At 38.9% G+C, this 15,306-nt stretch carries 15 protein-coding genes and 1 pseudogene; 5 read left to right on the plus strand and 11 right to left on the minus strand.

What is annotated here, in order from left to right:
* Positions 1-162 precede the first annotated feature (162 nt).
* From MHB49_RS17190 to MHB49_RS17210, 5 genes are all read right to left on the minus strand, one after another.
* Positions 163-666 carry a PTS glucose transporter subunit IIA gene (locus tag MHB49_RS17190; protein ID WP_405152281.1) on the minus strand — a complete coding sequence of 168 codons (504 nt, stop codon included), beginning with the start codon at positions 664-666 and terminating at the stop codon, positions 163-165.
* A 131-nt stretch (positions 667-797) separates the two neighbouring features.
* Entirely contained in the window at positions 798-2,240 is a 1,443-nt protein-coding gene (locus MHB49_RS17195; protein WP_405152282.1) for a glycoside hydrolase family 1 protein, read from the minus strand.
* 67 nt (positions 2,241-2,307) lie between these two features.
* Positions 2,308-3,696, minus strand: coding sequence for a PTS transporter subunit EIIC (locus MHB49_RS17200; protein WP_405152283.1), 1,389 nt, complete (start codon positions 3,694-3,696; stop codon positions 2,308-2,310).
* A 263-nt stretch (positions 3,697-3,959) separates the two neighbouring features.
* Positions 3,960-4,883, minus strand: coding sequence for a MurR/RpiR family transcriptional regulator (locus MHB49_RS17205; RefSeq protein WP_405152284.1), 924 nt, complete (start codon positions 4,881-4,883; stop codon positions 3,960-3,962).
* A gap of 321 nt (positions 4,884-5,204) precedes the next feature.
* The gene (locus MHB49_RS17210) at positions 5,205-6,716 is read right to left on the minus strand and encodes an FAD-dependent oxidoreductase (protein ID WP_405152285.1); all 1,512 of its coding nucleotides are present in this window, start codon (positions 6,714-6,716) and stop codon (positions 5,205-5,207) included.
* Between the two features lie 217 nt (positions 6,717-6,933).
* Between MHB49_RS17210 and MHB49_RS17215 the strand changes: the two genes are divergently transcribed.
* Positions 6,934-7,443 (plus strand): TetR family transcriptional regulator, encoded by a 510-nt coding sequence (locus MHB49_RS17215; RefSeq protein WP_405157158.1) that lies wholly within the window; start codon positions 6,934-6,936, stop codon positions 7,441-7,443.
* 400 nt (positions 7,444-7,843) lie between these two features.
* Here MHB49_RS17215 and MHB49_RS17220 read toward each other — a convergent pair whose 3' ends face one another.
* From MHB49_RS17220 to MHB49_RS17240, 5 genes are all read right to left on the minus strand, one after another.
* Complete coding sequence (locus MHB49_RS17220) at positions 7,844-9,160, minus strand: NtaA/DmoA family FMN-dependent monooxygenase (protein WP_405152286.1); 1,317 nt, start codon at positions 9,158-9,160, stop codon at positions 7,844-7,846.
* A 13-nt stretch (positions 9,161-9,173) separates the two neighbouring features.
* Positions 9,174-10,220, minus strand: a complete 1,047-nt coding sequence (locus tag MHB49_RS17225) for an LLM class flavin-dependent oxidoreductase (protein ID WP_405152287.1) — start codon at positions 10,218-10,220, stop codon at positions 9,174-9,176.
* A 247-nt stretch (positions 10,221-10,467) separates the two neighbouring features.
* Complete coding sequence (locus MHB49_RS17230; RefSeq protein ID WP_405157159.1) at positions 10,468-10,641, minus strand: MarR family transcriptional regulator; 174 nt, start codon at positions 10,639-10,641, stop codon at positions 10,468-10,470.
* 313 nt (positions 10,642-10,954) lie between these two features.
* The gene (locus tag MHB49_RS17235; protein WP_405152288.1) at positions 10,955-11,422 is read right to left on the minus strand and encodes an NAD(P)H-dependent flavin oxidoreductase; all 468 of its coding nucleotides are present in this window, start codon (positions 11,420-11,422) and stop codon (positions 10,955-10,957) included.
* Positions 11,419-11,928, minus strand: a complete 510-nt coding sequence (locus tag MHB49_RS17240; protein WP_405152289.1) for an NAD(P)H-dependent flavin oxidoreductase — start codon at positions 11,926-11,928, stop codon at positions 11,419-11,421. The genes MHB49_RS17235 and MHB49_RS17240 overlap by 4 nt, the downstream gene beginning before the upstream one ends.
* Before the next feature lie 212 nt (positions 11,929-12,140).
* On the opposite strand from MHB49_RS17240, the gene MHB49_RS17245 reads away from it, so the two are divergent.
* Entirely contained in the window at positions 12,141-12,725 is a 585-nt protein-coding gene (locus tag MHB49_RS17245; RefSeq protein WP_405152290.1) for a TetR/AcrR family transcriptional regulator, read from the plus strand.
* 356 nt (positions 12,726-13,081) lie between these two features.
* Here MHB49_RS17245 and MHB49_RS17250 read toward each other — a convergent pair.
* Positions 13,082-13,297: pseudogene (locus MHB49_RS17250) on the minus strand (nitronate monooxygenase); the annotation flags it as partial.
* A 257-nt stretch (positions 13,298-13,554) separates the two neighbouring features.
* Between MHB49_RS17250 and MHB49_RS17255 the strand changes: the two are divergent.
* The 3 genes from MHB49_RS17255 (at position 13,555) to MHB49_RS17265 (ending at position 15,263) form a co-directional block, all read left to right on the plus strand.
* On the plus strand, positions 13,555-13,869 hold the full coding sequence (locus MHB49_RS17255; protein ID WP_405152291.1) for a winged helix-turn-helix transcriptional regulator: 315 nt from the start codon (positions 13,555-13,557) through the stop codon (positions 13,867-13,869).
* Positions 13,870-13,962: 93 nt separating this feature from the next.
* Positions 13,963-14,331: a MerR family transcriptional regulator gene (locus MHB49_RS17260; RefSeq protein WP_405152292.1), complete on the plus strand. Its 369-nt coding sequence runs from the start codon at positions 13,963-13,965 to the stop codon at positions 14,329-14,331.
* Between the two features lie 80 nt (positions 14,332-14,411).
* Positions 14,412-15,263: an oxidoreductase gene (locus MHB49_RS17265; protein WP_405152293.1), complete on the plus strand. Its 852-nt coding sequence runs from the start codon at positions 14,412-14,414 to the stop codon at positions 15,261-15,263.
* Positions 15,264-15,306: the final 43 nt, after the last annotated feature.

A 15,306-nucleotide genomic window follows, 5' to 3' on the forward strand; every position in this document is an offset into this window, starting at 1 on the left:
AATGAGATTTTTATACCAGAAGAAGTTCAGCACCCAGTCCATTTTCTAAGTTACTAACAACTCAGTTTCTTGTATCTCGATATCTAAACAAAAAATAAAAAACTGCTATCACTAGCAGTTTCTCATAAGATATGTTGTTGTTTTTCAAGAATAAACGTCATACTATTTTGCCGTTACCGTTAAGATGTTATGTTGTGAAGCAATCACATCTCCAGAAGATATCGTTTTTTCTACTTGTTCTATTACATCAGCATTTGTGATAACAAGCGGTGTGATGATATCTTTTGCTTTTTCCTTCACCAAGTTCAAATCGACAGTTACAAGCAGATCCCCTGCTTTGACTTTTTTTCCTTCGGAAACATGTGTTGTAAATCCTTCTCCCTTCATGGATACAGTTTCAAGACCGATATGAATTAGAATTTCTGCACCATTTTGAGCTTGTATCACAACCGCATGTTTTCTCGGAAATACGCGTACGACCTCTCCTTCAATTGGTGCATAAATTTTTCCTTCAGAAGGAATAATGGCAACGCCTTCTCCCATCATCTTTTCTGCAAAAACCGGATCTGGTACTTCTTCGATGCTCACCAATCGACCTGTTGCATATGCCTTCAACTCAATCGTTTTTGACACTTCTTCTTTTTTTCCAAACAAGTTTTTAAACATAACGATCATTTCCTTTATTTTAGTCTAGTCTTGGAGGAATGATTACCGTCCTGGATCAGTACTTCTCTCAAATGACTCCAAGACGGTAATTTTAAAATTGAACAGCAGGTATGAAAGTTCTTGAATCTCTATTAATTGGAGTGTTCTGCGATAAATTGTTTATACCAATAGAAGCTCTTCTTTTTATAACGCTTCAAACTACCGTTTCCTTCATTATCTTGATCCACATAAATAAAGCCATATCGTTTAGTCATCTCAGATGAGCTTGAAGAAATAATGTCGATTGGTCCCCACCAGCAGTACCCGAATACATCCACTCCATCTAAAATGGCTTCTTGTAATTGTTCCAAGTGTTCTTTCAAAAACTGAATTCTTCCATCATCTTGAATCTCATTGTTCTCATCAAGACTCTCAACATCTGAGAAGCCGTTCTCCGCAATGATCAACGGAAGTTGATAACGATCGTACAAGTTATTTAAAGCAATTCGGAATCCCAGCGGATCGATTTGCCAGCCGCTTTTGGTTGAGCTCAGATAAGGATTTTTAATTTTACCGTTCAAGTGACCCAGATCACCTGAGTTAGCCCGAGCGACGTAAGACATATAATAGCTGAAAGATACAAAATCTACGCGTCCATTTTTTAGAATTTGAAGATCACCAGGCTGCATTTCTATATGAACATCATTTTCTTTGAAATATCGTTCCATGTAAAACGGATATTCACCAAAAACATGCACATCACCAAAGAAATTGTTTAATTGTCCTTCTTGCAACGCACGCCATTGGTTGGCTGGCTCACATGTCTCAGGGTAGTATTCCAAGCGGCAAACCATGCAGCCCACCTTAAGACTTGAATCGATTTCATGTGCTGCCTGAACAGCTAAAGCGGATGCAACAAACTGATTATGCGTGCACTGGAAACGCAAATCCATTTCATTTCGTTTGGAGTTTTCAGGGATGGCTCCACTGCAGGTGTATGGGCTGTCCATCACCATGTTAATTTCATTAAATGTGAGCCAGTATTTCACCTTTTTGTGGTAACGTGCAAATAATGTTTTTGCATATTTCACAAATAAATCAATCATTTCCCGGCTTTCAAATCCATTGTATTTCTGAACAAGATGCAACGGATAATCATAGTGCGAGATGGTAACTAAAGGAGTAATGTTATATTTAACCAGCTCATCAAAAACATCATCATAGAACTGCAATCCCTCTTCATTTGGTTCAGTTTCTTCACCTGTCGGGAAGATCCGAGGCCAGGAAATCGACATACGGAAAACATTGAAGCCCATTTCAGCAAAAAGTGCGATATCTTCCTTATAATGATGGTAGAAATCGATACCTCTACGTTTAGGAAGGTTAAATTTGTCAGGATCATTGAGTACTTCTTCAATTTGTTCTTGGTTTACATCAAAGGTAAAGGAAGTTTCTTTATTCGCCTGCTCCAAAGGAATATAACGTACCATGTCCGAGCTAGAGAGCCCCTTATTCCCTTGATCATAAGCTCCTTCAAGCTGATTTGCTGCTGTTGATCCCCCAAACAAGAATCCTTTTGGAAAAATATTATTCATTGTAGTCCGTCCCTTTCTCTATTAAAATCCCATTTTAAGCGTTCTCAGAACTTAATCGTACAGTGACTTACTTTTCAATTAACGTGTCTTCATCCACACCCAGTATACGAGTAGCAACAAAGCCCCCAACAAATGCGATTACCATCGTTATAATGGCCATAAAGAAGTTGAATAGCGTTCCATCAGGATTAATAAAGGCAATAACACTGGCAATACCAGGTGATGAGAAGCTATATTCTACGACCTGCATTAACCCTGCAAATAATCCAGCGATAGCTCCACCAATGATCGCCCCTATAAATGGACGTTTAAATGTAGTTAACACACCGAAGATCGCAGGTTCAGTAATGCCAAACGAAGCGGTAATGCCTGTAGACATTGCCACAGATTTGGATTCCTTGTTTTTTAACAAAATGCTTGTCGCAATCGCAGCCCCTGCAACCGCAAGGTTTCCTGCCAAAAGACCCGTCATAAAAAAACCTTCATATCCATTTTCCGTGAAGGAAAGAAAGATTGCAGGATACATTGCAGTACCTGTACCACTGAAAATCAGTACAGGTGCAAGTCCACCCATAACACCAACAGAGAACCAACCAAGGTTTGCATGAACCCACGCGAAGATTATTGCAATGTAACCGCCAAGCCAGGTTGCCAATGGACCGATCGCAATTAAAGCGACTGGAACTGTGATAATCATAGTAATGGTTGGTACAACAAAGAATTTGATCGACTTAGGAATCCGTTTTTCGAGTGGATGATAAATTGTAGACATAAAGAGCACACCGAACACGACTGGCAAAACTGAACTTCCATAGTCTGCTGCTGCAATAGGGATTCCTATGAAATCAAGTCCTTTAACCCCACTAATACTGCCGGTAACAAGCACACCTCCTAGAAGCGCCCCCAACATAGGCGTAACATTCAATTTTTTTGCTGTGTTATAACCTACGTAGATAGGTAAGAAAGTGAAGGCTGCTTTGTAAATCGCATTGAGTACGATATACGTTCCTGATTCGGTGCTCATTCCAAAAAAGGTAGTACATACAACAAGAATGGCACTAATTAAACCTCCGGCTACGATAATGGGTAACACGGGTACAAACGAACCAGAGATAAAATCAACCGCTTTCAACAATAAGGATCGAAGACCTTTTTTTCTCTTTTCGGGTGCACCTTGTGCATCTTCATGCACTTCAGCCTTTTTGAACTCTCCCAACTTTAAAAAGTCGAGATACACAGCTTCAACTCCAGGGCCAATAATGATCTGATATTCATCATTACGCATAACCGCACCAAGAACCCCGTTGATTTTTTTGATCGATTGTTCATCTTTTGTTTTTGCTGGATCATTGACTGTCAGACGTAGCCTTGTTGCACAGTGTGTTACGCTTCGAATATTAGATGTCCCCCCGGCAGCATCAAGAATATCCTGAACAAGCGTTTTATTTGAAGCCATACTCCCACCCACCCTACCCCTTTTTTTGTATTCCCTCATGTTCGATGAGCCAACTTTTGAAGATGAAGTATACTGTAATTTCATTATATTTATTTGATTAAAAACGTAGGGGACAAAATCTGCACCCCAGATTTTCAATATTGTCGAAAACGCTTACCACTTCTTTGACTCTGCTTGAAAAAGATTGCAATAAAAAGAAACCTAACGTCAAAACGTTGGTTTCTTTTGGGAATTAAATTGGAGGAGGCTCAGTATTCCGGCGGCTACAAGCTATTGCCGTACTTTTTTATATATGTCGCATAGATGCTTTCGAGATAATATTTAACAGCATAGATTGTATATATACTCCGGCTTTGATTTTGATCAGAACTGCTTAGATACCATACCTCATCATAGGTTCTCTCATACAAATCCTTGTGAATGGTGGTGATAAGTACCTTATGGGAAACTAAGGAATTGACCATATCGAATGATACACTTGCAAAAAAGCCTGCAACGGACACAACGACCAACATATCGTCCTGTTTCAAATTTTCAAGCACAGTGTTATCTTCAAACTTATTTGATATAATTCTAACAATTTTACCGGATAAAATCATAGCTTTTTGAAAATCACTACACTGGTCGTAGTAAATGTCTGAAGTCAAGAATACAACTTGCTTGCTTTGATGGATTTTTGTAACTACACGCTCCAGAAAATCAGGTGTAAGGTGGCGATCACATTCCAAAGCCATCTCATAAAGCTGTTTGGCAACGGATTGTTCTCCGCTTGTGGCAGGTATTCCAAAGTAAAATAAACTATAATTTCTGTAAAAATCGTCGAATTGCTTCTTTAAATCTTTAAAATTGTCGTATCCCAAGCTTTGTGCAAGGCGCCTTACAGTTGCACGACTAACAAAGCATTCCTCTGCAATGTCATAAACATTAAGTTCATGTACGCGATTGTAATTCTCTAGTAGATATTTGGCGAGCATCACATTGGTATCATTATCTGAAGTTTCATTAATAATGCTAATTAAAGAATTCATTAATCCCCAACGATTTATATGCTCCATATCAATCACTCTCTTTTCTTCGTTGTGTGGGAGTAGCATATCGTTACTTCTTTTCATGTTACCCTCTGCTAATATAATTATTCTCATTAGGAATAAGCAACAAAAAAATCTTTCTTCAAGTGAAGTTGCCATGTAGAATCAAGATTCTCTACCATATCCATAATACAAAAAAAGTCGCTATAATAGCGACTAGTTATAAATTCTTTGGTTGGAGCTGAGGACTGAAACACCAATGTTGTTCATCTCTGCTATCCCTTTCTCATTAAGTCCCGGTAATTGTATAAATCCATTTAATCTCCTCATTTTGTTATTTTTCTTGTTCCTCATTATAGACATCCAAAAAGATGAGATAAATCCTGCTGGAATACATAAGAAAGAAACCCAGAGTCTCGGAATGACCTGGGTTTCTTGATCCGATGTAGGGGGAGTAATTACTCCTACATACAAGACTTTTCAGTTATAGGGCTGAAGTGATTCCAGCAGTTTTTTAATCTGCTCATCATACTCCAGTTCAAATGTTGGAAGAATCTGATCCAATCTTTGCTGAAAGAATTCAGGATCTTGTACACCAAGCTCTGCCCTTAATTCCATCTCCTCTTCTGACCCATTATCGTCCAAAATTATGTCCAGAACTTCTTTTTTGAAGTATTCACTTGGCGGAAGGATCAACGCGTTCATCAGGAATTGCATAAAGAAGAGCTGATTATTTTTATCCTGGTCAGCTTTTTTCATTGCCTGCTTGGTAAATAAATTAATATATTTCTGACCCAAAGTAATTCCTTTCAGTTCGAAAGGTCCAGCATGTTCCACCCCTTTCCAACGCATGTCAGCCACAGAACTAAGCCACCAAGCCGGTTCGATGGCCTTCTGCATCCGAAGCAATACCTCCCGCTCAAACTGAGGATCAGGATGCATTCGCTGTGATTCCAAACATTTTCCTATCGTTTCTGCTTCGATTGCGGCAACGGTGATACCTTGTCCATGAATGGGATCAAAGCTGCAAAATGCATCGCCAAGAACGAGTAATCCAGAAGGCCAATCTTCCATAAGTTCAAAATGCTGGCGAACAGACTCGGAAATGCGGTACCCCCTTGGCCCTTGCAATGGCTCTAACTGCTCCATTAATTTTACAATTTCATCTGAAGCAAAAAGATGCTTGATTTGTTCTTGAAACTCTTCGGGCTGAGTGGGCGGATATGTCTCTCCTCCAGCATTGAAAAGAATGAGTCCAGCGATATCATCCTCGGTGCGCATAAATATGCTTGCACGAATACCTTGCTCAGGATCTGATTCAGACATTACCAATTCATTTGGAATAGAGGATTTTATTTTGTAATAGCGGGTGCTGTAACCAAGAGATACCTTCAGCACTTCCGGTTCCGGCACAAACAATCCAATTTGATCAAGCCACCTGATCAATTTGGAGGAACGACCTGAGGCATCAATAACCATATCCGCTGGAAGTTGTTCTTCTCGCTTTTCACCGTTTCTCTCTTTGGTGTAAATGCCTGTCACAGAGCGTTGATCTTTAGAGACTATTAGCCCGGTTACTTCCATACTGGTTAGGAAGCTTATATGAGAAATATCCTTGATTCGTTTGCGAAGCACCCATTCCAGTAAAGCTCTGCTGCATGATGCAATTTTAAATGAGGAGGTATCCTCCTTATTAGTCAATGTACCGTACCGATTGCTAACAACAAGTCTCTCATCGTGCGAAGAGATTGCCCCCAAATCTATCAATTCTTCATTGTATCCTGGGAAATAATGTTCTAAAATCAGCGCGCCGCGAGGTTGTACACGGTGTGGATGAAAAGATTGAGGTACCCCCTGCCGGTTGGTCGGCTCCGTAGGGAATTCATCTCTTTCGATAACATATACTTCTTCATAATAATCAGATAACATTCTGGCTGTAATCAGTCCCGCTATCCCAGCCCCAATGACTACCGCTTTTTTCATGTCAGACATTTCAACTTCATCCTTTCTTCAAAAATTAGAATGAATATAGGGTTGTAGACCATTGAAAATATTACTTATAATACCAATATATAATCAAAATTCATCTTATAGTAAGAATCAATATAATGACGCTGTATAGATAAACTACGATATGAAAAAGGTGTAGATTAAAATTATTGAAAAAAAGATTGATTTAAGAGTTGTACGAACTCAGAAATTGTTAACTGTGGCATTTCAAGAGCTGTTGTCTGAGCAAGGGAAATTTTTCAGCAATATAACGATTAATGAAATATGTGACAGGGCGATGGTTCACCGTACCACATTTTACAAACATTTCGATGATAAATTCGCACTGTTACACTCAACTCTGACCTGGGTGCTTCAGGATTATCTAAAAATAAATATTGAGGAGCGGCTAAGGCAGCCTTTGCAAAACTTATCCAGATTCATGTTGGAAACTTCATTAGAACCGATTGTTCAAAATCAAAAGAGTGACAAAGGATTTACTGATTTTTTCAAAAATTATATCGGAGATATTTCCAGAAGAGATTTTCTCGAACTAAAAAAAAGAGGTAAACAGCTTTCAGTTCCTATAGAACTTTTAGCCGAGTACCATTCAGGAGTCATAAGCTTACTGGTGACATGGTGGATATACCATCTTGATGACGACGTTACAGCGGAACAAATGGATGAATATTACTACCAGTTAGTTAACGAGAAGATCATGCTGGAATAGCTCGAAGCTTTTCCAGCATGATATGGTCGATTTCAGGTAAGATGCCGATCAAAATCAAAGAAGCCGTCTAATCCGTAATGACACAATGTTCTTGTCCTTTTCAGCAAAGGAACCAAGTTCTTGTCCTCAGCTTGGGACAAGAACTTGGTTCCTTAAAACAAAAAAGCCACTATAATAGCGACTTTGAATGGTACAATGTTCTTGTCCCTCGACAACTTGCTCCATATCAATCTTTCCACGTTGCTTTAGTAGTTCAGTTCCTCCCCATTTAAATGCAGCGTTTGTATCGACGCATGGATCCGGGTTAAACACACTCAGCTCTTCTTCAGACACAACACACCATTACTATCTAGTAACTCATACCCGTTGTGGGATATCCACATGTAAGTAAATAAAACTACTACATCTTCCCGTATTGGTAAGGTATTCCCATATGTTCTCGTAATGTAGTACCTTCGTAATCTTCATGGAACAAGCCTCTTTCTTGTAAAATAGGAATAACTTGATCAACGAAATCACGAATTCCATCAAAACTTACGTCTGGTTGAATGGCAAAACCATCACACGCACCATTAACGAACCACTCTTCCATAAAATCAGCAACATCTTCAGCTGTACCAACAATAACAGGATGATAGTTAATTACACCATGTGCCAATACATCCCGAATAGTCATGCCAGTCTTAACAAGTTCTAATGCTCGGGGGGAACGAGGATCATGTGGATTCGCAAAAGCATGTTTAAGAATTTGCTCAGGAACCGGTTGATCAATTTGTTCGTATGATAAAGGAACACCGATCATCGATCCCAAATATTGAACCCTGCCTATTAAATCACCATTACGATCAAGTTGTCTTCGGCGTTCTAAGGCTTTTTCTTTAGTAGTTGCAATGGAAGGAATAATACCCGGAAACACTTTTAATTCGTTTGCGTCACGTCCAAATTTTTTGGCACCTTCCCGAAAAATCTTTCTGTATACAATTGCAGTTTCCAAATTATACGGGTTTGTATAAAGACCATTTGCATAACGTCCAAAAATTTTTAGTGTTTCTTCGGATCCTCCTGCTGTAAAAATGACTGGTTGACCTTGCTTTGAAGGGGGAATTGGCAATGGTCCTCTTGAATGGTTGTAATCCCCGGAAAAGTTAACCGGTTGAATTTTTTTCATATCAGCAAATTTACCATTTTCAACATCAAGCAGCAGAGCATCTTCTTCCCAGCTTCCCCATAACCCTTGAACAATTTGAATAAATTCATGAGCTTGTTCGTATCTTTCTTGGCGACTAGGTACTTTGTCTCCAAAATTCATTGCTGCCACAGGGGCGGAAGTCGTAACAAAGTTTACCCCTATTCGACCATTACTGATAACATCCAATGCTTTAAGTTGACGTGCAACATTATAGGGATGGTTAAAGGTTGTAGATATTGTTGTAAACAAACCAATTCGCTCAGTCTCTCTAGCCAATGCTGTCAATAAAACAATGGGATCCATCGGAGTCAAAGGTGGTTGATTACTGATATCATTCATTAATGCCGGTGTATCAGCGAAAAAAATCATTTGTATTTTTCCACGCTCTGCTATTTTCGCTAACTCAACTTGTACATCTATATTTGTATAAGCATCTATAGTTGCATTAGGCATACGCCAAGCACCTTGATCGGTACCATAACCTGAACCCATTTGCATCACTAATTGCATTTTTGGTTTACTTTCCATACGATCTACTCCTCTATTCATTTGTTCCTTTTAAATTGAACTCTTCCGCAAGCAGCCGATAACCCTTTTGACTAGCTTCTTTATCTGCGTAATACTCCATAATCATTATTTCGTCGACCATCGTTTCTTTCGCTACATGACGTAACTTTTGTCCTACCGTCTTAATCCCTCCAATAATAAAACGATCTTTATTTTGAATTCTTACCGTACTTTCTGCTGATGAATATACATGGTTACTCGCTTCTTCCAGTGTAGGAAATGGTGAATGAATGTCACCCGTCTGTAATCTCGCCCAAAATAACTCAGCTGGACCAGCTAAATACTGAGCCTCTTCGTCTGTATCCGCCGTAATTAAAATAGTCGTAAAAATACCTTTTGGTTCTGTAAAATACTTTGAAGGTTTGAAGTTATTTCTATATCCACGCAGTACTTGAGTCGCTAGATGTGGGGCTAAATGAGAAGCAAAAGCAAATCCAAGTCCTTCACTTATGGCAAACCGAACTCCCCCTGTACTCGAACCCAACATATAAATGGCCGGCATTAGTCTATAATTTCCATTATTCGGGATAGGAATGATACCATGGTAAAGGTGATCAGAAGGAAAATCCCGATTGAAAAAGGAAAGTAGTTCATCAAATTGTTTCGGAAAATCGTATGAGAATACAGCTTCCTTTGATTGCCTTAATGCATAAGCAGTCACATTATCCGTTCCAGTCGCCCTCCCGATTCCAAGGTCAATTCTGCCCGGATGCATCGCCTCTAATAATGAAAAATTCTCCACCACTTTTAATGGACTATGATTCGGCATCATAATCCCACCTGCACCTACTCGAATATGCTTTGTATATGCAGCCGCATGAGCAATCATTAATTCTGAAGATGTACTAACTTGGTTTGGTGTATTATGGTGTTCTGCAAACCAATAGCGTGTATAACCTAATTCATCTGCGAGTTGGATTCGCTCTGTGGAATCTTTCAATGTTTGATTAGCATCATTTCCTTGCAATTTTGTACCAATATCCAAGATGGAAAGTTTAATATCATTATTGTAAATCGACATATTCCATAGTTCTCCTTTAATTTGTATTTGTGTATAGGCATATAAAAAATTATTTACTTAGGCTGCTAAGTAAACTGATAAGTGGAGATATCGTAGGCTTTTCAATTTGATGTAAGTAACTAAGTAAGAGTAAACGTTCTTCGCCTGATAGTCCTATTCATAATTTATTCTGCTTATTGCCCCAAATAACCGAAATAGGCTCACGTACTGCCACCCCCTTCTCTGTGAATAAATACGGCTCATTCGACTACTGATCTTTCTTACGATAAACAAAACCGTTTTTCTCTAATGTTTTGACCATATTTGTTACAGCTGGAGGTTTACAATTCAAAAGTTCAGTCAATTGCATTAATGTGATACCATTGTTACTGCATAATTTGCAGAGTAATTTGTCTTGCCCAACCTGAAGAACTAATCCAATCGGTTGATCGAATTTATCTCTTGTTAGCGATTCATTATGCCGTGTTACCTCTACGACAACGTATTAATGCCTCTTTAGATAGTCATAATAAAACTGGAAAATAACCCCTGAAGCAATCCTAAATAAAAATGAAGCAGGTGCATTCTAGAACACTGCTGCATTTTATTTTCTAACTAATGTAATGTTTTTCGGTGCTCGTAGGCGAGAAAATCATTTGATACTATATAAGAATGTAACGTTTTCTTGCAACTAAAAATAGCGCAGATCCAGTACCCGATGTTGGAAAAACTGCTATACAGTAGGTGCTGTTAAATTAGGATTCTTGCCTAATCAAACTCCTAATATCTCTCGTTAGTTCTTCAACGATTGCTTTGCAACTTTTTATTTCTTTAATAAACTCAATTCCATTTGATACAGTAATTATCCCATCTTCAAAATTGCCATCCAACATAGCTGTTTTTAAATCACCTATCGGTTTCTCACGTCGACCTCCCTCAGCATCTAGTTTTACGGTTTCCAGTGCCAGTGCATTAGGGATAGACCTCCAAAAACCTCCGTGTTCAGTCTTCAATAATACGAGATCCTCGGCCCCATACTCGACTATTGCTCGCTTAGTTCTCTCGTGAGCTGGGGATTCCTCAGAAGCAATAAATAATGTTCCCAAGTAGACGCCCTCTGCACCAAGTGCAAAAGCAGCATTCACACCTCTCTTGTCTACAATGCCGCCAGTGGCTAGAACAGGAACACTTACTGCATCGACAATTAAGGGAACGATAGTCATTGTTCCAACTGGCTTATCCGGGAAGATCCTCCTTCATCAAAACCTGTTGCAACAATAATATCAGCACCTGCTTGTTCTGCGGCCTTTGCTCCTTCAATCGATGGGGTAAGCTCTCTATAAACAACTGTGAATCCAAGTTCTTTCAGTTTTTTTACTTCTGATGGATTAGAGCCTCCTACTGTAAAAACAACTTTTACCTTCTCCTCAATCAGTACATTCAAGATTGCAGTGCTGTAGGGTTTCTCTCCAGCTCCTACAGGAGTAAGAATATAGTTAACTCCAAATGGTTTATCTGTAAGTTTTCTTGTTTTCCTGATTTCATTTCTAAGACGCTCAGCTGTTTCTATAGCATTTGAAGCAACTGTAGTTTGTCCAGCATTTGGTCCTAAAGTTCCCATTCCTCCAGCGTTCGAAACAGCAGCAACTAATTCTCCCGATGTCACCCAAGACATCGGGGCTTGTATAACAGGAAGATCAATTCCCAAAATTTCTGTAACTCTATTCATATCGACAACTCCTAGTAAATATTAATTTGTCGCCATAAAGACGTTGAGCTTCCTGACCATTTCACTAAACAGCATCTTTTTCTTAAACCACAAATGTTGTATAGTCGAATTATAAATTAATGATTTTTCACTATCAATCATCAATACTGTGCAAATTTTGCTTAAACAACATATCTAAAATTATGTTGTTTAGAAATAAAGGAGAAGAAGATATGATCCCTGAAAATAAAATCGACCCAAGGATAGTACGTACTCGAAAACTACTTATTGAGTCATTTACTAAACTTACTTTAAAAAAAGATTTTAAAGATATTACAATTCAAGACATAACTGATGAAGCAACAGTGAATCGTGCAACGTTTTATTCTCATTTTGAAGATAAATATGAACTAATGGAATTTGTAATATCTGATGCTATTATCGAACGAATAGGAAAACGTTTGGAAGGATTCGATCAGTTAAATAGCGAGACCATTATTCGTGTTTTTCTTTTGATAACAAACTTTCAGTCTGAGTTTGAAATGGAACTGACTTCACAATGCAAACGAAGCATGAAATCATTCAATCATGTATACGAATCAAAAATAAAATATGAATTAGAGAAATTATTCCAAAATCTATTGCAAAATCAATACACGGAACTCGATCAAGAATCTATACAAATTGGTGCAGGTTTGTTAAGCGCAAGTATTTACGGAGCATCTGTGAATTGGAGTCATTCCAGTTCATTGAATGCTGAAGAGTATATTCGCCGCGCAATACCATTCATTTCAGGAATGTATTTAAACAACGAATAATTAATCCAGTGTTTTAACAAAACGATAGATTGAAGTAAATTTTATTATGAAGGGCGTTTGAATAGGTGTATACGATGAATGAAAAAATAAAATCTTCATAATGAGCAAATAATATGTAAACTAGTGAAAGAAATATCTTACGACGTTATAGTTGATACGAATTTGGGCTTTGATGTAATTTAATCGTTTCCCGCCAGTGTATTAAGTTAGATATTTATCCAGTAATCTGAACTAGAAATTGTATGAATAATACAAAAATACCCAAAACCAGAGGCCATTTTTGTGAATATATTCTTACCAGCTCGACGACTGGGATTGCAATAAACAATATAGTTTATAATTTCATCTTTAACTTCCTAGGAACAGCCTCTTGAGCCTTCCCTTCTTTTAATGGGCTGATAAGCTTTTACTCCTCCCCGTGATGGAATTGTTCGCTCATGGCCCCCTTCGAGTCCAATCATTTCTTGGCTTTTGACCTCAACAATTGCTCGCTTCGCAACAAGACTCGCATGATTTTCCACTGTCGCAATGAATCTTGTTCCCAAATGTACGCCTTGGGCTCCCATCGCGAATGCTGCCTTAGCGACTCGGTAATCTTATTCATTTGGGCAAGCTCCTTTTATATATAGTTAAAGCTTAGATTGAGGACCCCCTCAATGTCTTCTATACTAATTGAGACCTGAATGTTATAGAAGTAGGCAAAAATAATGAACATAGTCACTTTTTTAGTACTATCAGGATGACAGTGAGAGGACGAGATCTATGAACTCGCATGTGCAAAGACTGATTTCATGAAGAGTTTAAGGAAAACTACCCTATGATTTTTGGGATGGCTTACACTCAGCACGTACTATCAGGACGTTGGAAGTTTCTCATGATATGGTTTTTGAAGGATCAAGCACGACGATTTCATGAAATTCGATCATTTCTGAATGACATACCGCAAGGTTCTTTAACCAAACAATTGAGAGAATTAGAGGAAAACGCGCTCATATCAAGAGAAGTATTCCCGGAAGTTCCACCACGGGTAGAGTATGCTCTGTCCGAGAAAGGCCGCGATTTCCTGCCCGTTTTAGATATGATGGAGAAGTTTGGATTGAAGCATGGGGAATTTCAAGAGATCGATGCAACAGAGAATGATTAATGACCATGCCAAGTGACAGGGAATTCGCCTTTGCTTCATGAAAAAGATATAATTCACTTCAAGTTAACTTTAACTATGAAAGGAGCCCATGACATGTACAGTATTAGTGAAATTGAGAAGATCACAGGTTTACGCCCCTCCACTCTGCGCTATTATGAACAAGAAGGCATCTTGCCACACGTTGAACGGAATGCTTCAGGTCGAAGAGAATATTCGGACGAGGTCCTAGAGTGGCTTGAACTGGTTATCGCTCTAAAAGATACGGGAATGTCCATTGAAGATATTAAGGCTTATACAGAGCTAATTCGACAAGGCGATCCTTCTCTGGATGCCAGAAAACATTTTTTGCTTATGCATAAAACCAAAGTGGAACGTGCCGTGGCTCAGACTCAATTCCATCTGGAGAAGATCATTCGCAAAATAGCGATCTACGATGTTTTGATGTATAAAAAGATGAAATAGTCAACGAATATTCATTTTTGAAATTAGTATTGACTTCAAGTTAACTTTAAGAATTAAAGTAAAGTTATTACCTTGAAGGAGTGATTACATTGTCAGAACCAAAAGTATGGCTTATCACAGGATGTTCAACAGGATTTGGGCGACACATCGCGCAGCAAGCGATTGATGCAGGTTATAAAGTTGTAGTGACCGCACGTAATGTTGAGCAGGTCACAGATCTTACAGCCGGGCATGAGGAACAGGTGATTGCTCTCCCACTAGACGTGACTAGTCCAGAACAGATCCGTAATGTGGTTGACCGTACAATTGAGAAGTTTAACCGTATTGATGTGCTTGTGAACAATGCAGGAATCGGATATTTCAGCTCCGTTGAGGAGAGCGTAGAGGAAGAAACCCGTAAGATGTTCGAGGTTAACTTCTGGGGACTCATGCATGTTACGAATGCTGTACTTCCTTACATGCGCTCTCAAAAAAGTGGCCACATTATAAACTTCTCATCCATTGGCGGTCTAACTTCATTCCCAACTCTCGGGTATTATCACGCTACAAAATACGCCGTTGAGGGCATATCTGAGAGCCTCTCTCAAGAATTGGCTCCTTTCAACATTCATGTGACTTTAATGGAGCCAAGTAGTTTCCGCACAGATTGGGGTGGCCGCTCTTCTGCCAAGACAGACACAAACATACCTGAGCTTAAAGAATCCATTGTTGGACAAATGCTGCAAGGTATTCAACTAGGTGCTGGTCAAGAAGCTGGAGATCCTGCAAAAGCTGCTGAAGCAGTGATTAAAGTTGTAGAAACAACGGAACCGCCTCTTCGTTTGTTACTTGGACAACAAGCCTATGATGCAGCAACCTATAAATTTAACAACATGCTTGCAAGCATAGAACAATGGAAAGAAACAACGATAAACGCAGATTACAAACAATAATTTTATATGTTGGCAAGGGTAGTGAACGTTATTGTTTCTGCTG

It is taken from the genome of Paenibacillus sp. FSL K6-0108, assembly GCF_045040695.1.
GTDB lineage: Bacteria > Bacillota > Bacilli > Paenibacillales > Paenibacillaceae > Paenibacillus > Paenibacillus pabuli_B.

Coding starts and splice junctions, on each gene's coding strand:
- MHB49_RS17195 (WP_405152282.1), bottom strand. CDS start 2,240: ATGAATAATATTTTTCCAAAAGGATTCTTGTTTGGGGGATCAACAGCA.
- MHB49_RS17220 (WP_405152286.1), bottom strand. CDS start 9,160: ATGGAAAGTAAACCAAAAATGCAATTAGTGATGCAAATGGGTTCAGGT.
- MHB49_RS17255 (WP_405152291.1), top strand. CDS start 13,555: ATGGCTTACACTCAGCACGTACTATCAGGACGTTGGAAGTTTCTCATG.
- MHB49_RS17190 (WP_405152281.1), bottom strand. CDS start 666: ATGTTTAAAAACTTGTTTGGAAAAAAAGAAGAAGTGTCAAAAACGATT.
- MHB49_RS17210 (WP_405152285.1), bottom strand. CDS start 6,716: ATGTCTGACATGAAAAAAGCGGTAGTCATTGGGGCTGGGATAGCGGGA.
- MHB49_RS17200 (WP_405152283.1), bottom strand. CDS start 3,696: ATGGCTTCAAATAAAACGCTTGTTCAGGATATTCTTGATGCTGCCGGG.
- MHB49_RS17260 (WP_405152292.1), top strand. CDS start 13,963: ATGTACAGTATTAGTGAAATTGAGAAGATCACAGGTTTACGCCCCTCC.
- MHB49_RS17225 (WP_405152287.1), bottom strand. CDS start 10,220: ATGTCGATTTACAATAATGATATTAAACTTTCCATCTTGGATATTGGT.
- MHB49_RS17235 (WP_405152288.1), bottom strand. CDS start 11,422: ATGACTATCGTTCCCTTAATTGTCGATGCAGTAAGTGTTCCTGTTCTA.
- MHB49_RS17240 (WP_405152289.1), bottom strand. CDS start 11,928: ATGAATAGAGTTACAGAAATTTTGGGAATTGATCTTCCTGTTATACAA.
- MHB49_RS17205 (WP_405152284.1), bottom strand. CDS start 4,883: ATGGCAACTTCACTTGAAGAAAGATTTTTTTGTTGCTTATTCCTAATG.
- MHB49_RS17245 (WP_405152290.1), top strand. CDS start 12,141: ATGATCCCTGAAAATAAAATCGACCCAAGGATAGTACGTACTCGAAAA.